This window comes from Pseudomonas graminis, from assembly GCF_013201545.1.
Classification (GTDB): domain Bacteria; phylum Pseudomonadota; class Gammaproteobacteria; order Pseudomonadales; family Pseudomonadaceae; genus Aquipseudomonas.
Genome location: NZ_CP053746.1, coordinates 1,492,786 through 1,512,500, shown reverse-complemented (window position 1 = coordinate 1,512,500; position 19,715 = coordinate 1,492,786). Strand labels below are relative to the sequence as shown.

General features: G+C 56.9%; 13 protein-coding genes, 2 tRNA genes and 4 rRNA genes (1 of these 19 running past the window's edge). 7 read left to right on the top strand and 12 right to left on the bottom strand.

Going from position 1 to position 19,715, the window contains the following annotated elements; all coding sequences use genetic code 11:
* The 6 genes from FX982_RS06925 to rrf (FX982_RS06900) form a co-directional block, all read left to right on the top strand.
* A 16S ribosomal RNA gene (locus FX982_RS06925) occupies nucleotides 1–134 on the top strand (it extends 1,403 nt beyond the left edge of the window).
* Between the two features lie 121 nt (nucleotides 135–255).
* A tRNA-Ile gene (locus FX982_RS06920) sits at nucleotides 256–332 on the top strand.
* Nucleotides 333–342: 10 nt separating this feature from the next.
* Nucleotides 343–418 (top strand) — tRNA-Ala (locus FX982_RS06915).
* A 233-nt stretch (nucleotides 419–651) separates the two neighbouring features.
* Nucleotides 652–3,542 (top strand): 23S ribosomal RNA (locus tag FX982_RS06910).
* Nucleotides 3,543–3,688: 146 nt separating this feature from the next.
* Nucleotides 3,689–3,804: ribosomal RNA gene (gene rrf, locus FX982_RS06905) — 5S ribosomal RNA — on the top strand.
* Between the two features lie 107 nt (nucleotides 3,805–3,911).
* Nucleotides 3,912–4,027 (top strand): 5S ribosomal RNA (gene rrf, locus FX982_RS06900).
* The 16S, 23S and 5S rRNA genes sit together here with 2 tRNA genes alongside, the layout of an rRNA operon.
* 98 nt (nucleotides 4,028–4,125) lie before the next feature.
* Here rrf (FX982_RS06900) and FX982_RS06895 read toward each other — a convergent pair.
* From FX982_RS06895 to FX982_RS06845, 11 genes are all read right to left on the bottom strand, one after another.
* A complete protein-coding gene (locus FX982_RS06895) occupies nucleotides 4,126–4,626 on the bottom strand; it encodes an SRPBCC family protein (protein WP_254074879.1) in 501 nt (166 codons plus the stop codon).
* A 41-nt stretch (nucleotides 4,627–4,667) separates the two neighbouring features.
* The gene (locus tag FX982_RS06890; protein WP_172610110.1) at nucleotides 4,668–8,120 is read right to left on the bottom strand and encodes a non-ribosomal peptide synthetase; all 3,453 of its coding nucleotides are present in this window, start codon (nucleotides 8,118–8,120) and stop codon (nucleotides 4,668–4,670) included.
* Complete coding sequence (locus FX982_RS06885) at nucleotides 8,117–9,061, bottom strand: diiron oxygenase (RefSeq protein WP_172610109.1); 945 nt, start codon at nucleotides 9,059–9,061, stop codon at nucleotides 8,117–8,119. Before FX982_RS06885 ends, FX982_RS06890 begins: the two co-directional genes overlap by 4 nt.
* A gap of 49 nt (nucleotides 9,062–9,110) precedes the next feature.
* Nucleotides 9,111–9,890 carry a DUF3050 domain-containing protein gene (locus FX982_RS06880; protein WP_172610108.1) on the bottom strand — a complete coding sequence of 260 codons (780 nt, stop codon included), beginning with the start codon at nucleotides 9,888–9,890 and terminating at the stop codon, nucleotides 9,111–9,113.
* 735 nt (nucleotides 9,891–10,625) lie between these two features.
* On the bottom strand, nucleotides 10,626–11,381 hold the full coding sequence (locus FX982_RS06875; protein ID WP_172610107.1) for a thioesterase II family protein: 756 nt from the start codon (nucleotides 11,379–11,381) through the stop codon (nucleotides 10,626–10,628).
* Between the two features lie 152 nt (nucleotides 11,382–11,533).
* Complete coding sequence (locus FX982_RS06870) at nucleotides 11,534–12,277, bottom strand: GntR family transcriptional regulator (protein ID WP_172610106.1); 744 nt, start codon at nucleotides 12,275–12,277, stop codon at nucleotides 11,534–11,536.
* Between the two features lie 230 nt (nucleotides 12,278–12,507).
* On the bottom strand, nucleotides 12,508–13,512 hold the full coding sequence (locus tag FX982_RS06865) for an aldo/keto reductase (protein ID WP_172610105.1): 1,005 nt from the start codon (nucleotides 13,510–13,512) through the stop codon (nucleotides 12,508–12,510).
* A 173-nt stretch (nucleotides 13,513–13,685) separates the two neighbouring features.
* A complete protein-coding gene (locus FX982_RS06860) occupies nucleotides 13,686–14,870 on the bottom strand; it encodes an MFS transporter (RefSeq protein ID WP_172610104.1) in 1,185 nt (394 codons plus the stop codon).
* Between the two features lie 99 nt (nucleotides 14,871–14,969).
* On the bottom strand, nucleotides 14,970–15,791 hold the full coding sequence (locus tag FX982_RS06855) for an ABC transporter substrate-binding protein (RefSeq protein ID WP_172610103.1): 822 nt from the start codon (nucleotides 15,789–15,791) through the stop codon (nucleotides 14,970–14,972).
* Nucleotides 15,792–15,813: 22 nt separating this feature from the next.
* A complete protein-coding gene (locus FX982_RS06850; protein WP_172610102.1) occupies nucleotides 15,814–16,578 on the bottom strand; it encodes an amino acid ABC transporter ATP-binding protein in 765 nt (254 codons plus the stop codon).
* Between the two features lie 21 nt (nucleotides 16,579–16,599).
* A complete protein-coding gene (locus tag FX982_RS06845; protein WP_122536719.1) occupies nucleotides 16,600–17,478 on the bottom strand; it encodes an amino acid ABC transporter permease in 879 nt (292 codons plus the stop codon).
* Between the two features lie 302 nt (nucleotides 17,479–17,780).
* On the opposite strand from FX982_RS06845, the gene FX982_RS06840 reads away from it, so the two are divergent.
* Nucleotides 17,781–18,746: a LysR family transcriptional regulator gene (locus FX982_RS06840; RefSeq protein WP_172610101.1), complete on the top strand. Its 966-nt coding sequence runs from the start codon at nucleotides 17,781–17,783 to the stop codon at nucleotides 18,744–18,746.
* A 164-nt stretch (nucleotides 18,747–18,910) separates the two neighbouring features.
* Here the strand turns inward: FX982_RS06840 and FX982_RS06835 are convergent, their stop codons facing one another.
* Nucleotides 18,911–19,603 carry an HAD-IA family hydrolase gene (locus FX982_RS06835; RefSeq protein WP_172610100.1) on the bottom strand — a complete coding sequence of 231 codons (693 nt, stop codon included), beginning with the start codon at nucleotides 19,601–19,603 and terminating at the stop codon, nucleotides 18,911–18,913.
* Nucleotides 19,604–19,715 lie beyond the last annotated feature (112 nt).

The following is a 19,715-nucleotide window of genomic DNA, read 5'->3' as shown; positions in this document are numbered from 1 at the left end:
CACCATGGGAGTGGGTTGCACCAGAAGTAGCTAGTCTAACCTTCGGGAGGACGGTTACCACGGTGTGATTCATGACTGGGGTGAAGTCGTAACAAGGTAGCCGTAGGGGAACCTGCGGCTGGATCACCTCCTTAATCGAAGACTCAGCTTCTTCGCAAGTTCCCACACGAATTGCTTGATTCATTGAAGAAGACGATAGAAGCAGCTTTAAGCTCCAAGCTGATAGCTCACGCTAACAGTTACAAGCTCGAAATTGGGTCTGTAGCTCAGTTGGTTAGAGCGCACCCCTGATAAGGGTGAGGTCGGCAGTTCGAATCTGCCCAGACCCACCAATTTTGTTATGGGGCCATAGCTCAGCTGGGAGAGCGCCTGCCTTGCACGCAGGAGGTCAACGGTTCGATCCCGTTTGGCTCCACCATAACTGCTTCTGATTGCTGAAAGCTTAGAAATGAGCGCTCCATCCGCTGGGATGATGAGTGTTGATTTCTGGTCTTTTGACTGGATCGTTCTTTAAAAATTTGGGTATGTGATTGAAATATAGACTGGGCACCTCTTTCACTGGTGCGTGTCCAGGCTAAGGTAAAGTTTGTGAAATGCAAACTTTCGGCGAATGTCGTCTTCACAGTATAACCAGATTGCTTGGGGTTATATGGTCAAGTGAAGAAGCGCATACGGTGGATGCCTTGGCAGTCAGAGGCGATGAAAGACGTGGTAGCCTGCGAAAAGCTTCGGGGAGTCGGCAAACAGACTGTGATCCGGAGATGTCTGAATGGGGGAACCCAGCCATCATAAGATGGTTACCTTACACTGAATACATAGGTGTATGGAGCGAACCAGGGGAACTGAAACATCTAAGTACCCTGAGGAAAAGAAATCAACCGAGATTCCCTTAGTAGTGGCGAGCGAACGGGGACCAGCCCTTAAGTTGATTTGAGATTAGCGGAACGCTCTGGAAAGTGCGGCCATAGTGGGTGATAGCCCTGTACGCGAAAATCTCTTGTCAATGAAATCGAGTAGGACGGGGCACGAGAAACCTTGTCTGAACATGGGGGGACCATCCTCCAAGGCTAAATACTACTGACTGACCGATAGTGAACCAGTACCGTGAGGGAAAGGCGAAAAGAACCGCGGAGAGCGGAGTGAAATAGATCCTGAAACCGTATGCGTACAAGCAGTGGGAGCCCACTTTGTTGGGTGACTGCGTACCTTTTGTATAATGGGTCAGCGACTTATTTTCAGTGGCGAGCTTAACCGAATAGGGGAGGCGTAGCGAAAGCGAGTCTTAATAGGGCGTCTAGTCGCTGGGAATAGACCCGAAACCGGGCGATCTATCCATGGGCAGGTTGAAGGTTGGGTAACACTAACTGGAGGACCGAACCGACTACCGTTGAAAAGTTAGCGGATGACCTGTGGATCGGAGTGAAAGGCTAATCAAGCTCGGAGATAGCTGGTTCTCCTCGAAAGCTATTTAGGTAGCGCCTCATGTATCACTGTAGGGGGTAGAGCACTGTTTCGGCTAGGGGGTCATCCCGACTTACCAAACCGATGCAAACTCCGAATACCTACAAGTGCCGAGCATGGGAGACACACGGCGGGTGCTAACGTCCGTCGTGAAAAGGGAAACAACCCAGACCGTCAGCTAAGGTCCCAAAGTCATGGTTAAGTGGGAAACGATGTGGGAAGGCTTAGACAGCTAGGAGGTTGGCTTAGAAGCAGCCACCCTTTAAAGAAAGCGTAATAGCTCACTAGTCGAGTCGGCCTGCGCGGAAGATGTAACGGGGCTCAAACCATGCACCGAAGCTACGGGTATCACGCAAGTGATGCGGTAGAGGAGCGTTCTGTAAGCCTGTGAAGGTGAGTTGAGAAGCTTGCTGGAGGTATCAGAAGTGCGAATGCTGACATGAGTAACGACAATGGGTGTGAAAAACACCCACGCCGAAAGACCAAGGTTTCCTGCGCAACGTTAATCGACGCAGGGTTAGTCGGTCCCTAAGGCGAGGCTGAAAAGCGTAGTCGATGGAAAACAGGTTAATATTCCTGTACTTCTGGTTATTGCGATGGAGGGACGGAGAAGGCTAGGCCAGCCTGGCGTTGGTTGTCCAGGTTTAAGGTGGTAGGCTGAAATCTTAGGTAAATCCGGGGTTTCAAGGCCGAGAGCTGATGACGAGTGTTCTTTAGAACACGAAGTGGTTGATGCCATGCTTCCAAGAAAAGCTTCTAAGCTTCAGGTAACCAGGAACCGTACCCCAAACCGACACAGGTGGTTGGGTAGAGAATACCAAGGCGCTTGAGAGAACTCGGGTGAAGGAACTAGGCAAAATGGCACCGTAACTTCGGGAGAAGGTGCGCCGGTGAGGGTGAAGGACTTGCTCCGTAAGCTCATGCCGGTCGAAGATACCAGGCCGCTGCGACTGTTTATTAAAAACACAGCACTCTGCAAACACGAAAGTGGACGTATAGGGTGTGACGCCTGCCCGGTGCCGGAAGGTTAATTGATGGGGTTAGCTAACGCGAAGCTCTTGATCGAAGCCCCGGTAAACGGCGGCCGTAACTATAACGGTCCTAAGGTAGCGAAATTCCTTGTCGGGTAAGTTCCGACCTGCACGAATGGCGTAACGATGGCGGCGCTGTCTCCACCCGAGACTCAGTGAAATTGAAATCGCTGTGAAGATGCAGTGTATCCGCGGCTAGACGGAAAGACCCCGTGAACCTTTACTATAGCTTTGCACTGGACTTTGAATTTGCTTGTGTAGGATAGGTGGGAGGCTTTGAAGCGTGGACGCCAGTCTGCGTGGAGCCAACCTTGAAATACCACCCTGGCAACTTTGAGGTTCTAACTCAGGTCCGTTATCCGGATCGAGGACAGTGTATGGTGGGTAGTTTGACTGGGGCGGTCTCCTCCTAAAGAGTAACGGAGGAGTACGAAGGTGCGCTCAGACCGGTCGGAAATCGGTCGTAGAGTATAAAGGCAAAAGCGCGCTTGACTGCGAGACAGACACGTCGAGCAGGTACGAAAGTAGGTCTTAGTGATCCGGTGGTTCTGTATGGAAGGGCCATCGCTCAACGGATAAAAGGTACTCCGGGGATAACAGGCTGATACCGCCCAAGAGTTCATATCGACGGCGGTGTTTGGCACCTCGATGTCGGCTCATCACATCCTGGGGCTGAAGCCGGTCCCAAGGGTATGGCTGTTCGCCATTTAAAGTGGTACGCGAGCTGGGTTTAGAACGTCGTGAGACAGTTCGGTCCCTATCTGCCGTGGACGTTTGAGATTTGAGAGGGGCTGCTCCTAGTACGAGAGGACCGGAGTGGACGAACCTCTGGTGTTCCGGTTGTCACGCCAGTGGCATTGCCGGGTAGCTATGTTCGGAAAAGATAACCGCTGAAAGCATCTAAGCGGGAAACTTGCCTCAAGATGAGATCTCACTGGAACCTTGAGTTCCCTGAAGGGCCGTCGAAGACTACGACGTTGATAGGTTGGGTGTGTAAGCGCTGTGAGGCGTTGAGCTAACCAATACTAATTGCCCGTGAGGCTTGACCATATAACACCCAAGCAATCTGCAGAGAGACAGCAGGTTGCGGTGTGTGAAGACGCATGAAGACGAAAGTTTGCGAACACACAAGCTGTACCTTGATCACATACCCGATTTGCTGAAGCGTTCGAGAGGACGAGTCAGTACCCGAATTTCTTGACGACCATAGAGCGTTGGAACCACCTGATCCCATCCCGAACTCAGCAGTGAAACGATGCATCGCCGATGGTAGTGTGGGGTTTCCCCATGTGAGAGTAGGTCATCGTCAAGATTAAATTCCGAAACCCCATCTGCGAAAGCAGATGGGGTTTTGTTTTAAGTGAAGGTCTTACATTTTCGCTGGAACGTTACGTCAGTAACGGATCGGCCACAGAATTTCTTGACGACCATAGAGTGCTGGAACCACCTGATCCCATCCCGAACTCAGCAGTGAAACGGTGCATCGCCGATGGTAGTGTGGGGTTTCCCCATGTGAGAGTAGGTCATCGTCAAGATTGAATTCCGAAACCCCAGTCTGCATCCGCAGACTGGGGTTTTGTCGTTTAAAGCCTGCCGATGAACAAGCTCAGCGGGCGCGTCGCCGTCAACGGCCCTATCGCTCAAACAGCAATGGCACGTTATTCATTGCACCATCAGCAAAGCCCTGCAAAAACTCTCTGAAGCCCTCAGCGCTCATCGGGTTGTCATCTGTAGGCTCAGCAATGATGGTCCAGGCCGCAATGCAGCTGGCACTATCCTTGGGGACAACCGTCATTGAGGCCCAGAGCTTGCTGACGCCAAGATTGTTGTAAATAGTTGTCCACGTCATAGCCATCGCGTCATCGTCGTGTGAGTTGAGTTGCTCGACAACCACAAGATTGCCCTCCTTGAATTTCTTGTAACGTACCGAGCCAGGACCGTTACCGATTACTTCGATGCTCGCAAGCGCCGGAATGAATTGCGTGAAACCACCGAAATCGCCTACGACCTTCCAGACCTCACCCGCTGGGGCGTTTATCGATATTGAAGACACCACCGGTGCTCCAGCGGGATTGGTGATCAGCGTATCGGGCGAAAGGCAGCCAAGAGTGTTGAGCGGTCGAATGGCGTTCATGTTGTTCTCCATAACTTAAGGGGATGTTGCGTTGGGGTGTATCAGATGAAAGCAATCTCTTTCAGGTACTCGCAGCCCTTGCGCAGCAGCGCCGGGGTTTTCGGGGGGTAGCATTCGCCCATTCGTTGAACACCCGCATGGGCGTTCTGATACGCGATCATTGATATGTCTCCGATGTCTTCCTCCAACCCGTCGAGGTAAAAGCCGAGCACGCCGAATAAAGCGTTCTCGCTGTCCACGCGTTTCAACTGGGTTTGCCACTCACTGACGCTGACCATTTCGAAACCGCTGCCCGCTTCACGGAACGCGCTCACGTAATTGCTCCAGCTCAACGGCTCCGGGTTATGGAGGTTGAACACTGCGTGGGCTGGCTGATAACGGCTGGCGTGAAAGCCTATGAATCGGGCGAGAAAATCGACAGGCATCAAGTCGAAGCTCATGGAGAAATCCGGGACCTGGCCCAGTTGCATCGAACCCTTGAGCATTAGCATCAGGCGATTCTTGTGCGGCTGGCAGACACCGGTCGTGCTGTTGAATGCGATGTTACCGGGCCGGTAGATGTTCACCCACGCGCCTCGGTCACGGGCTCGCTCCAGGATGCGCTCGGCGACCCACTTGGAGAGGTTGTAGCCGTTCTTGATGTAGATGGGAGGTGTCTCGGCAGCAGGCGCTTCGAGAACGCTACCGTCAGCCCCGACGGCGCTCGAGGCTGAAAGCGTCGACACGAAGTTGAACACCTTCTTGCTGCGCCCTTCGCATAGCTTCAGGCATTCGAAGATCGGCTCGACGTTATCCTTGGCCAGGGTCTCGTAATCCTGGACGTGGTTGACGTTGGCGGCGTTATGCACCAGCGCGCCAAACTCGCGATCAAGCCGCTCATACACCTCGTTGCTCAACCCCAGCTGTGGCTGCTTGACGTCGGCGGCATAAATCCGCACTCGCGCCAGATCCAGATGCTCAAGACGGTTTTCGCGCAGTGCCTGAATAAAGCGATCCTGCGCCGTCATCCCTGCGCTTTCACGTACAAGGCAGGCGACCTCGGTTGCGCCCCACGCCAACAGCGCTTCGACGATGTGAACACCGAGAAAACCATTGGCGCCAGTGACGATGACTTTATGGACGTCCCCCATGCGCTCCACAGGCAGTACCGGCAGCTCGAAGGGAGCCGATGCATCCAGAAGTGTTTGCGGGCTGACAGTCCATGAGGTGGTGCCGTTGCTGTCGAGCAGTGACGCCAGATTGGTCAGCGTGGGTGCCTCGATGAAACGGTTGATCGGAATGCTGCGGCCGAACCCTTCGCGAATCCCCAGCAGCATCTGCGACAGCAGAATCGAGTGGCCACCCAGGTTGAAGAAGCTCTCGTCGGTTGATATCTCGTCGGGCGGAAGCTCAAGCAGATCGGCCCACAACGTAAGAAGAAGCCTCTGGTTTTCTGTATCGGGCAAACGGCGTGGGGCTTGCTCCAGCATGTTCACTGGCAGCTGCAACAGCGCCTTGCGATCGACCTTGCCATTGCTGGCAAACGGCATGCTCGCCAGCTCTGTGTAGGCGGTCGGCCGCATATAGTCGGGCAACAAAGCGGCGACATGGTCCTTGAGCAAATGCCGAGCCGCGTCGGGTTCTACGCCGTGGGGCTGCGCGAGAAAAGCCAGGATGCGTCGCTGGTCATCAATCACGACTGCGACTTGGCGGTACAGCTGACTGTCGCGCAGGCAATGTTCGATCTCCTCAGGCTCGACCCTGAATCCCCGGATCTTCACCTGGTTGTCACGTCGCCCGGACAATTCGATACCATCGTCCGTCCATCTGCCGATGTCCCCGGTGCGATAGGCGCGCACGCTTTGGCCGTCACCCAGCGCGACATGCACATAGCGCTCATCGTTGAGCGCAGGGTTGTGGATGTAACCCAGGCACACGCCTGGACCGACGATGTAGAGCTCGCCGGGCGTCCGGTCTGCGACGGGCTGCATATCCTCGTCGAGAATCAGGACTTGGCTGTTGGCGATCGGGCGACCCAGGTTGCGGTTGCTGCCGCCGGGTTGAAACCGTCCGGCGGTGATCAACACCGTGGCCTCGGTCGGGCCGTACAGGTTATGGAAGTGACACTGCGCTGCCAGGCGTTCAATCACATAGGGCTCGCAGACATCACCGCCGGTGCACAAGTGCTTGAGCTTCAGCGGTCGATCGATCGGCAGGATGCTCAACAAAGCGGGCGGGAGAAATGCGTGGCTGAGATTCTGATCCAGCAGCTCGAACAGTTGCAGCGGATCACGACGCTGATCGTCGTTCGCCACGATCAGCTCCGCGCCGCTGAGCAGCGTGGGGAATATGTCGATGACCGACGAATCAAAACTCAGCGTCGAGAACTGCAGCACCCGGCTGTGTTCGGACAGCTCGACATAGTGGGCGTACCAGGCCGTGAAGTGGCTCAGGTTGCGCTGGCTGAGCATCACGCCTTTTGGGTGTCCGGTCGTGCCTGAGGTGTAGAGCGCCATGCACGGCGCGTCGGTCTCCGGGCGATAGCGCATCAACGACTGCGCCGTCGGCACGATCTCGATGTGGCTGATATCCAGCCCCGGCACAGCAACCCCCGCCAGCGGGTGAGTCCCATCGTGCAACAGTAAACAGGCATGCGCGTTTTCGAGGATGTACTGCTGACGCTGGAGAGGCTGGCTGGGATCCAGCGGCAGATACACCGCTCCGTTGCCCAGAATGGCAAGTATCCCGGCGAACAGCGCCGCAGATTTCGGCATACAAATACCAATCACCACCGGTTCAACTGAAGCGCGCGGCAGCATGGCCTGAATCTGCGCCTGGATCGCGACGCCGTGTGCGCGGAGTTGGTCATAGCTGATGCGCTCACCGTCGATACTAAGCGCCGTGCGCCCCGCGAATTCGCTAAAGCTCCGATCCAGACGTGCGACCAGTGTCTGCTCGGCAATGCGCAGTAACTCTGGCGCCGCAGTGAAGTTGAAGCAGTGCTCGAAGGCCAGCCGGTCCAGTCGTAGCAGGCTGTCCTGGCGCTCACTTTGCGGCGGATCGATGCGCTCAGCGCGGGCGAAATACTCGGTATCACGCGAGAACCGGCTGACCAGCATCGCTACGTTGTCGACCAGCGTCGCGACCGCCGCGTCCCGCAACACGCATCCGTTGCCGGAAGAAGTGGCGACCACGGCATGGCGTGCGATCAGGCGCTGCGCTGTAGCCGTCCCGAGCCAGCACACTATTTCCAGCTCAGGCAGTGCCCGCTCACCCACCGGTGTCAGGCCTACCCGGAGCCCGAGATGCACGGCTGCCTCAAATGCGTCCAATCCGGCATGGGGCACGTCGAGTGTGCCGTCTTCAATGACGACTGACGCGTCCTTCACCTTGCTCAGCTCCAGCGTGGCCTGATCGCGCAGGTGGTGAATCAGATGGCCGTGGGCGTCAAGCTCTGCACTCAGTTCACTCATCGCCTGGCTGTGACCGATAAGCACAATCTCCTGGCGCTTCATTGCAAGCCTCCTGCCGGCAGATAGTCGGCAAGGGCGTGCTGGACACAGGGGGAGTCGAGCATTGAGCTGGCGGTGAAGAAGCGCATGATGTTGCCCACCAGCGGATGGTGGCGATTGATCGGGAAGCACATCGCCTGCGTTTCTTCCCTTAAAGCCTGCTTGATAGGCTCGGCGACCGGCAGGCTGTCGATCAGCACGAAGTCAAATGACTTCTGGATGTCATTGGTCAAGTACTGAGCAATGAACACAGGCAGGATCTGCGCGATAACCTCCTTGTCCTGTTGGGGCGCTGCGTGCCAGTAGATTCTCACCAGACGCGACCAGAAGCCGGAATGCCGCCCTTCATCGAGCAGATGGTCCGCCATAAGGCCTTTGACGGACTGCTTCACCGTGTCGTCTTTGGCGAACGCGGCCACGTCGTTGGTCACGGTGTTCTCGGCAATCGCCACGCAGATGAGCTCGACCGCGCTGCGCAGGTGGTCCGGCGCCAATGCCAGTGCAGCGGGGATGGCCCGGCTGAGTTCGATTTCCTCCGGCAATGAAATCGGCTGGACGCCGGTCAAGGCAATGGTTTGTTGCATGAAGTCCATTGCCACCAGCGCGTGGTAATCCTCATCGACGACCACGGTCATGGCGTCGTATCGGCAGGCGAAAGGAAAGCGGATCGCGAAATTGTCTTTGGCGATGCTTCGGGCGGTCTTGTCGACGATTTCGGTCTCAAAAATCACCACGTCGTTGATGAACTTGTACAGGCTCTGCACCAGCGCCAGATCGCGCAGATGGGCGCATTCGCGAGTGAACGTCTCGCTCAGCACCAGTGGCTGACGGCTGAGCGGGTAGATCAGTTTTTCGTCGTTTTCGACGATGCGGCGCGGGCGTGTCCGAATCGTCGCGCGGCCTTCCCATGCATCGACGAATGACAGGTAGTCTTCGGCTTTCATGATGGCGTCCTTGTGTGGGTATCGAGTCGGTGGGGGAGGAGGGAATGGCTCATGCGCTGACTTCCCGCGCCGGTTCGCGCATGGTTAGGCGAAGGGCGTCCCACAGCGCAATGCGACTCTCGACTGCGGCGATGGCGGCGGCATACACCTCGCGCTGGTGCTGTTCACTGCCCGCGACTAGCCTGGCCAGCAGCGATTCCGCAGCCGGCCCATGGTCTTCGGAGTCCACTTCGATGTGGCGCTCCAGGTAGTAGCGAAAGGTCGGTGCTTTGTCGGCTGTGATGCCCCAGTCGTCGAGAATCCGCTGGAACATCTGTGGGATAACGCTCTCGCGACCGTGCAGGAACGCGGCAGCAACGCAATGCGCCGGCGCATTCAACGCGATGTCGAGCGTATCCCGTACGAAATAAGTGGCAGCTCGTCCTGCGCCAACGCTGTCGAGCGCTGTTTTGTAGTGAATGCCTTCGCGCAACAGTTCGACGAAATGCTCAATGCGCGCCGTGCTTGCGCCGATCTCGCGCATGGCGTCCAGATAGAGCTCGAAGTGGCTGTAATGATCGTGGCGGCCCGGCCTGTCATCTGACTCCTCACCCAACACGATTTCGTTGATGAGCCGCGCTGCCTTCGGGTCTCGCGGCGGCAGCCAGGGGAGCTGCGTGCAGGTGAGTTCCTGCTGCAGCCGTTTGGTCAGTGACATAAAGTCCCAGACCGCGAACACATGCACCTCCATGAAACGCTGCAGGGTGTGCAGTGAATCAATTTCGGAAAAAATCGGGTGCGCGCTGAGCACTGATTTCTTTGCGATAAGTTTCTGTTTTAACAGATCCATTTTTACGTCCTTGATGAGATTTAGTGCGTCACAAGCTCTTTTAATTGCCGCAATTAGCGGTCGTCTTAAGTGCCCGTATAAGAGCGGCTGAAATGGACTCCCGTAACTATCTGGCAATAAGAGGCTGAGAACGTTACTTCGTTAATGGTCAACAGTCGTGCAGGATTTAAGAAGGCATGCTCACGTGGTCTATGCCCTCGATGACCAGCGTTTGTGGGCGAATGGCCCACAAGCGTTGGCGGCCAGAAAACGTTAGAACAGTTTCAAATGGTTTCGCAAATACTTTTTAATATAATTAAAGGCGTATATAAATCTGACGCGAGAGAAGGCAATAAAACTTTTGAATAAAGTTTTATTGGGGCGAGCGCAACCCTTCCGACTTATTAGAGCCAGAATTGAAATGAATGAACGAATACCTCGTTCAGCGTTGCGCTTTATTGGGCTAATACACTTTTTGAGATTTTTTGGTTTGGGCGACATTCAGGGTTTAACTTCAATGTCTCCGCCCAGGGCAATGCTCCTTTTACCGCTCCATGAGAACTGCTGTCCTGAACCAGCTGCAGACCGATTCGTTGTTCGAGTTTGCCTGAACACGACGGTACACCGCGTAACGACGGCCAAGTTTCACGATAGGTGCATTAGCGGCGCTCGGCCCAAGCGTGGCGCGGCCGGCTTTAGTCGTAGGAGAGGTTGGAAGGGGGGGGCGTAAGAGTCGATGCAGTGGGAGAGGGCGGCTCAGCCGCCCAGCAAACCGAGGTGCGTATTGATGATGTGCAGCAGACGGTCGCGTTGCGAGCTGAGAAAGTCATGAGTGCCGCGCACTTCGATCAGCTCAAATTCCCGCCGAGTGAACTCACGCCATTTCATCATGCTTGCGGCCGTAGCGACCGGATCATCGCTGCCGTACAGACCGGTCAACGGAATATCGAGGCCCTCGTCCGCGCAGTGTGACCAGATCTCCGACAGCTTTACATCGCTGCGCACGACAGGCTCCAGCAGCTTCAGGCGTTTTTTATCCTGCGCGAAAGTGTTCGGGACCACGCCTAACCTGATTAGCGCCTGAATGAAATCGTCTTGCGGCAGCGTGTGCAAATACGGCCAGGGTTGTCGGCTGTCAGGGCTGCGGCAGCCGGAAACGAACAAATGACGTGTCAGACTCGGGTAGTGATTCTGCGCCAGTCTGGCCATTTCATAAGCGACCCGGCCGCCGAAGCTGTGGCCGTAAAACGCATGGGGTTCGCTCAGGTAGGGCTGCAACGCGAGGAAGGTGTCTTGCAGCAAGGGTGCCCATTGATCGTAGGGCGTTTCCTTGAGCCGGCTGCCGTGGCCCGGCAGGCGCAGCGTTACCAGCTCGATGTGATCGGCAAGACCTTCGGACCAGTCACGAAAGTACTCCGGATCGCCTCCGACATGAGGGAAGCAAATCAGGCGTGTTCTGACGGGTTGTCCGGAATTGACCACCATCAGCCATTTGTTCTTTTCGGCGTGCACTCAGCTTCCCCGAGCCTTGAAAAGGCGTCATAACCGTGGAGCCGGGTCCTTCGGCGCATACGCCGTCATGAACGGCGTTCGTTGATCCCTTGTGCTTTTCGGCCAATCAGGCAGTGGCGCGCAAGGTCGAGATTAAAAAACAGCAGTGAATGTCACTGGGTGACGGCGCGCTTTCGTGAGGCCGCTGCAGGTTTTGCCTCTTCGGCCTTGCGGACGCTCAAATAGGCATTAATAGCCTCAACACCACGGTTCAAGTGGTGAGTCAGCGCCTCGACTGTGGCTTCCACGTCCCCCGCTCCAGCCCTTTCCAGCAATTCGTAGTGGTCGCGTTGGGATACCTTGCCCAGGTTCATTTGCTTGAGATTGAATCGCAGGAAACGCTCTTCCTCATTCAAGCCGTCCTCGACCAATTTGAGCAGGCGGGTATTGTGGGCCTTGGAATACAGCACCATGTGGAACTGACGGTTGAGCGTGCCCATGATGCTGTAGTCGGTTTCGACCTCGAGCTGTTCGATGTACCCACGCGCCATGCTGATGTCTTCGGCGGTCAGAAGCGGGATTGATTGTCGCAGGGCCTCGGACTCCAGCAGGATGCGCAACGCATAGGCATCCGTTGCATCCTCGTTGATCAACGGGGCAACGACCGCACCTTTGTGGGTTTCGACACGCAGCAACGATTGAGCTTCCAGCTGCCGCAGCGCCTCGCGAACGGGCATGCGACTGACACCGAAAAGCGTCGCCAGCTCTTGCTGGCGCAAGGCGATCCCTGCCGGAAGACGTCCTTCAAGGATGGCGCTGCGCAGCTTTTCTTCGATGACGGTACGGGCCAGATGCGCAGGCGGCTGCTCATCACCCAAGGTTTCCCGCAGAAATTGCTCTTTCTCAGTCCTGCGCATGCTTGATCTTCTTCAGCTGAACAGTTATTGGATCCAATGGAACACTAGAGACCCGTTGTGGCCTTGTCAAACTTTGATACAAGTCTGGCAGGCAGGCAATCTCGGCGCGGCATTCTACAAGGGATTGCGCGTGCAGGTACTGCCATCAATCGGGATTGGGACCGCGATGTCCAGCCTCGCTTACGGACTTCGTTTGCAGCACTTGAGGCTGGCTTCCCAGTCGATCGGTATCAGGTATAACGGCCTGTCACGAAATGCTGCACATCGTTGAAACCTGGCGTGGATGCATGTCCGGGTGTCACAAGGGAGTCGATGAACGCCTCGTCCTCGGCAGTGATATTCACGCTGAGCGCCTTGGTGTAGCTGTCCCATTGGTCCTCGGTACGCGGCCCGACAATGGCAGACGTCACGGCCTTATTGTTCAGCACCCAGGCGATAGCGAATTCCACCAGACCCACGCCCTTGGCCTGGGTATACGCCTGCAGTTTCTGAGCGATGTGCAACGACTCGCTGCGCCATTCGGTTTCCAGAATGCGTTTGTCCTGACGGCCGGCGCGGGTGCTGCTGTCCGGCGTTACGTCGGGGGCGTACTTGCCACTCAACACGCCACGCGCCAGCGGGCTGTAGGGCACGACACCCAAGCCGTAGAACTTCGCCGCTGTGATCTGCTCCAGCTCGGCCTGGCGGTTGACGATGTTGTACAGCGGTTGGCTGATCACTGGTTTGTCGACGCCCAGGCGCTGAGCGACGTTGACCACCTCGGCGATACGCCAGCCGCGGAAGTTCGACACGCCCCAGTACCGGATCTTGCCTTCGCGAATCAGATCGCCGATGGCGGACACAGTCACTTCGAGTGGCGTGTTGTGGTCTTCCTTGTGCAGGTAATGAATGTCGATGTAATCGGTGTCGAGACGCCGCAGGCTGGACTCGATTTCATTGAAGATGTGTTTGCGATTCAAACCGCTGGTGTTCGGTGCAGTGTTGCCCGAGCTGCTGCCGACCTTGGTGGCAAGGATCCACTCGCTACGCCGTCTGGCGATGGCCTCGCCAACGATTTCCTCAGAACGGCCGGCGTTGTAGACGTTAGCCGTGTCGATGAAATTGACGCCTTCATCCCAGGCCTTGTCGATGATGCGCAGGGATTCTTCGGTGCCGGTCTGCACGCCAAACATCATGGAGCCCAGGGTCAGCGTTGAAACCTGGAGGCCGGATTGGCCAAGGGTGCGGTATTTCATTGCTCGATATCCTTTTCGTCGGGGAAGTGGAAATCAGGACAGTCTGGGACAGGCTCGCAAGGGGTCTCGTAAAGACCGATCAGACCGACAGCTTTAGGCCGGACATACTCACCTGTTTGGGCAGCGTTTGAAAAGTGACAAATTGACGGAACTGCATGTGGCCGAGCGCAGGGTCAGAGGGAGATGTCAGCGTGAGTGAGCTTCGCGTGTCGCCCGGCCAGAAAGCACAATGTACCGCCCACCACAGTCAGGGACGCGAGGACGTAAAACATGGTCGGTGCCGGGCTATTGATCAATAAGTAGCCACAGATAACCGGGCTTAACGCTCCGCCGAAGGCCGCCAGATTCTGCGCACCCAAGTAACTGCCGCGAAGGTGATCGGGCGCAATGGTGTCGACGAACAGGTATTCGGCGGGGTAGATGATCATCTCGCCCAGCGTAAAAACGAACATCGCGGCGCACCAGGCCAGGGTGGTTTCGGCAAAACTGAAGCCGACAAGGCCGATCGCGAACAATGCAGTGCCGAGGCAAATCCAGTACGGCAGCTGCTCGCGCTTGAGAAAACGGCCGATCTGGTACTGCATCAAAATGACCGTCAGCGCGTTGCACGCCAATACGGCTGACAAGATTTTCAGCGCCTGCTCTGCCGTGTGCGTGACCAGCAGAAACTGCGACAAGTACAACGTATACCGGCCATGCACGATGGTGCTGAGCAAGCTGCCGCCCGTGAACAGGATCAGCGTGCGATCGTTTTTCAGCGTGACTAGGGTGTCGATAAAGCTGCGCGGTAGGTATTCGGTTTCAGCCACTGTGCGCGGAATGCCGAGCATCAAAAAAAGGCTGCAGAACGCGATGGCGCTGGCGATAAAAAACGGTGCCAGTGGCAGGTGCCCGGCGATGACCACGCCGAGCATTGGGCCGGTGGCGTAGCCAATGTTGGTGAGGGTGTAGCGCAGGGAGAAAACCTTTGCGCGCTGCCCGATGGGCAGGTTTTCGCTGATGATCGCTTTGGAGCCGATTAGAAACAGCGCCGACGCCGTCTCAGTGATCACCAGCGTGAGGGTCGTCAGATAGACGTTGTGGGCGAAAGTCAGGAGCGCGAAGCCGACCGCGCTGGACAGCATCGCCAGAATCAGCAATTTGCGCTTTTCCAGCCGGTCAATGACATAGCCACCGTACAGCCCCAGCAGCGTGGCGATGAACACCGCGATGCCCATCAGCAGTCCGACGTCTTGCTGGTTGAGTCCCAATCTTGTGCTGAGGAACAGCGACAGCAACGGGCTGGTCATCGCTCGGCTCATGACGATGGTCAGCGAGCAGATCATCAACCGGCGGATGACGAGGGAGTAGGTGGCCACTGTCGTTTCTTCCGTCCTTGTTCGAGCCTTGGCGTAATCCTTTGCGGGAGCACCGGTATGGCACTCCCACATGAGCGGTCGTTGCTGACCGACCGTCTACTAGTGCCCCTGATTCATGCCGACCTTGGTCACCGCGCCCTGTTCCAGCTCCCACTTCTTGAGGATCTTGCCGTAGGTACCGTCATCCACCATCGCCTGCATCGCCTCGGCGATGGCCGCGGCCAGTTCGGGGTTGGACTTGCTGACGCCGAGACCGGTGAACTGCTTCGAGATCGCCAGACCAAGCGGCTTGTAGGTGTCCTTCTCCTGAGACATCAGGTATGGAATGGTTTCGCTGCCTTGCATCGCGGCGTCGAGTCGGCCCTGACGCAGTTGCGCGCGTGCATCCGCCGACCCTTCCGAGCCGCTGACGATGATCGCCGGTTTGCCGTTCGCTTCGCAGTTTTCTTTACTCCAGGCCGCGATTTCCGCCGGCCAGGTGGTACGGCGGCTGGTGCCGACTTTCTTGCCGCACAAATCAACCGGCTCATTCAGGTCAGCGTTTTTAGTCAGTGTGTACAGCTGTGGGCCGCTGGCGAAGTAGTCGATGAATGTCACCGACTTCTGCCGTTCGACGGTATCGGTCATGCCCGACAGAATGATATCGAAGCGTTTGGTTACCAGGCCGCTGACCATCTGCTCGAACGCGGTTTCCTGCCATTTGATCTTGACGCCAAGGCGCTCGGCCAAGGCGTTGCCGAGATCCACATCGAGGCCGGTCAGCGTGTTGGTGCTGGTGTCTTTGAAATCCATCGGCGGGTAATTCGGGACGATGGCGGCGGTGATTTCGCCCTTCTCCTTGAGGCTGGCGGGCAACGCGGCAAATATCGACGCGGAGGCCATCAGACCGGCGAGCAAGCTGGGAATGAGGATCTTTTTCATGGTCGTTCTCGTTTGTTCTGGTTTAAGTGCGAACGGCAGAAATGAAGCTTTGGGTTCTAGGGTTTTGTGGGCTTATTAGAATGTCTTCCGGGGTGCCAGCCTCCACAATCTGGCCGCCGTCCATGAACACCATCCGGTTGGAAACTTCGCGGGCAAAGCCCAGTTCGTGTGTCACCACGATCATGGTCATGCCGCTGTGCGCCAGGTCACGCATGACCGACAACACCTCGCCCACCAACTCCGGATCGAGGGCGGAAGTGGGTTCGTCGAACAGCATCAGCTTGGGCCGCATCGCCAATGCGCGAGCGATGGCGACCCGCTGTTGCTGGCCGCCGGAGAGTTCGACGGGGTAGGAGTGGCGCTTGTCCGCCAGTCCGACGCGGGCCAGTAGCTCGGCGGCTTCTTCGTTCGCCTCTTTGGGGGAGCGCTTGAGCACCTGAATCGGGCCTTCGATCACGTTCTGCAAAGCGGTCATGTGCGGGAAGAGATTGAAGCGCTGAAACACCATGCCGGTGCTCAAACGCTGACGTGCGATCTGAGCATCCGTCAGTTCGTGCAGTTTGTTGCCGACGATGCGGTAGCCCACCAGTTCGCCGTCGACCCACAAACCGCCCTTGTCGATTTTTTCGAGCTGATTGACGCAACGCAGCAGGGTGCTCTTGCCCGAGCCCGAGGGCCCGATGATGCACAGGACTTCGCCTTGTTCGACTTCAATGCTGACGTCTTTGAGGGCGTGAAACTGATCGTAGTATTTGTTCAGGCCGACGGCTTTGACGATGTTTCTCATGTTCACTCTCCTGGGCCTGACTTACGAACGCTTGCCGGCGCCGCGGGCAAAACGCAGCTCCAGCCGGCTTTGGCCGAACGACAGGACAGTCACCACCGCCAGATACCAGATGCCCGCGACGATCAGCAACTCCATGACCCGGGCGTTGGCGTAGTAGATGTTCTGCGCGTTGTGCAGTAATTCGGAATACTGGATGACGCTGGCGAGGCTGGTCATCTTCACCATGCTGATGAATTCGTTGCCGACCGGCGGGATGATTACGCGCATCGCCTGGGGCAGGATCACCCGGCGCAGTGCCTGCAGACGCGGCATGCCGATGGACTTGGCGGCTTCGTACTGACCGGTGTCCACGGATAACAAGCCTGCGCGCACGACCTCCGCGGTGTACGCGCCCTGATTGATGCTCAGGCCCAACAGCGCGGCAACGAAGGGTGTCATCAGGCTGACGGTATCGATCTCGAACACGCCGGGAATGCCGATGACCGGGAAGATAAGCGCCAGGTTAAACCACAGTAGCAACTGCAAAATCAGCGGCGTGCCGCGAAACAGCCAGGTGTAGGTGATCGCGACGTAACGCAAAATCGGGTTCGCCGACATGCGCATGATGGCCGTGATCACGCCGATCACCACCCCGAGGATCATCGCCAGAATCGACATGATGATGGTGTTCAGCAGGCCCCACAGAATGGCCTCTGAAGTCAGGAACTGGCCAATATAACCCCACTCGATCTGCCCGTTGGCAAACGCACGGGCCAGGCCGGCGAGTGCAACAATGATCAGGGACGCGAAGAAAATGCGCCCGTAATAGCGGCGTGGGACGTGTTCGTACTGGGTGATGTCAAACGCATTTTCGGTCTTCCTGCGCTCGGCTTGCAGCTGCTCCGCCTGATTCTGATTCATGTGTCTCTCCGAAGCTGTATGCAGACCGCGCCTGCCTGATCTGGGCAACCCTACCCAGCCTCCGCCGCAACGCAGGCCCGCTGCTGCAGCATGGAATCGTCCTGGATAGAGGGCAGTTACGAATTTAAAGTCCTGATCAAAGTGTCAGGTTATTTGATGTTGGATCCGCTTTCGGCCTATGTAGCGGAGTGCCGCGTGCGCGGTTGCCAATCAGGTTTTTCTGTGTTCATTATTATCAACCGGGCACGTATTTGTTGTGAGTCAGAGCCTGTTGAATCCAATAGGCGAGGTCAATAAGCATTATGGAAACTCCACTTTCCAATTCTGGAAACGTGCCGCCTAAACCGGGAATACGCCCCCCTCTTACTCTCAGCGGAATGGACTTCAAGCTGTTACGGGTGTTTCAGGCGGTGGTGGAGGCCGGTGGCTTCAGTGCTGCCCAGAACGAGCTGAACGTGGGCCTTGCAGCCATCAGCAAGCAGATATCAGACCTCGAAATTCGTATCGGCATGCGCCTCTGTACACGAGGCCGGGAAGGGTTTCATCTCACTGAAGAAGGCAAGCTTGTCTATCAGGCGGCTATCGAACTGTTCGCCTCGGTGGACAGTTTTCGCGACCGGATTAGTTCAGCTCAGAATGAGTTGATTGGCGATTTGAGTGTCGGCGTAATTGATAACACCCTGACCGATAAAAGTTCGCCGCTCATTGCCGCGCTTAGAGTAATGCACGATGAAGCGCCCAAAGTCAGACTGCGACTGCAAGCGTCCCAACTGGATGAAGTCGAGCGCGCAATGGTCGAAGGGCGCGTGAGTCTTGGCATCGTGCCGGTGTATCAGCGGCGCGAAGAGTTTGATTATTTCGAGCTGTACGAAGAGACCTCCCACGCCTATTGCGCAGTAGGGCATCCGCTGTTCGAAGTGGATGAGAGCGCGCTGAGCATCGACAGCCTGCGCGCATTCGATATCGTGAATCATCGCTATGCGATTCATCGCGACAAGGCGAGCTTCGTCAATTACGACAGCCAGTGCGCTTCGGCCTCGCAAGTCGAAGCGGTCGCCATGATGATCCTGACCGGCCGCTTTATCGGCTTTCTCCCCGAACACTACACGCGCAATCTGATCCGCGACGGCCAGCTGCGCGTGCTGCGGCCCGACCTGATCTTTCTACGCACACCGGTCAACCTCATCCTGAGACACAACGCCCCCCGAAGCCCGCTGGTCAAGGCGTTCGCTCGGGCTTTGGGGGTGGAATTGAGGGTGGGGCTGTAGCGTTAATATCACGCGATTGCCGCGAACGTGAGGCCGGTGGCGTGCAGCAAACACCGTCCCTGTGGGAGTGAGCTTGCTCGCGAAGCCGCCTTTTCGAGCGCGGGAGATTTGGCAGATGTGCCAACCTCATCGCGAGCAAGCGCGCTCCTACACCTATAGCGTGATCAGCGGGAAAACCCCGGCAAACCCCAATCCTCCAGCGGAAACTCGGTCAGCGAACCCAATATCAGGTCCGCATGCGCGTACTGCTCGATCGGCATGTGCGAGTCTGGCACGGCCACGGCGTACATCCCTGCAGTCTTGGCAGCGGTGACGCCAAAAGGGGAATCCTCAAACACAATGCAATCCTTCGGGTCCACGCCCAAGTGGCGCGCTGCAGCCAGGAAGATATCCGGCGCCGGCTTGGCCGCCGTGACTTCGGCGTGATCCGCCGTCACCACGTCTTTGAACAGCTCGAACCAGGCGCGGTGATTGCTCGTCTTCGCGTGGAAATAGTGAAGGGATGAGCTGGTGCCCACCGCGATCGGAATGTTGTGCTCGGCAAGATGCCGCACCAGTGCCTCGGCGCCACGCATCGGCACGGCGTGGGGGAAGCGCTCGTCCAGCATCGGTTGGCGAACGGTCAGGAACTCCTCGGGAGACATCGGCAGCTCGAGCGCGCTGATCACGTATTCGGCGAAATCCTGAGAGCCGCGGCCAATGGAATGCTGCTTCACGGCCCAGTCGAACGTCTTGCCATACCGCTTGGCGATGGTGTCGGTCACTTCGGTATAGATGCCTTCGGTGTCCAGCAGCAGGCCGTCCATGTCGAAGATCACCGCTTTGACCGGACCCTTGGGCTTTTGCACTTCGCTCATCTCATCGATCCCGTTAGCAAATTGGCGTCCAGCCTAACGCTTCGGCGAACGTCGTGGCTAGGCGCAACGGCTGCAAAACGTTCTCGCCAAGTGCTAATCTCGCCGGGCTCTC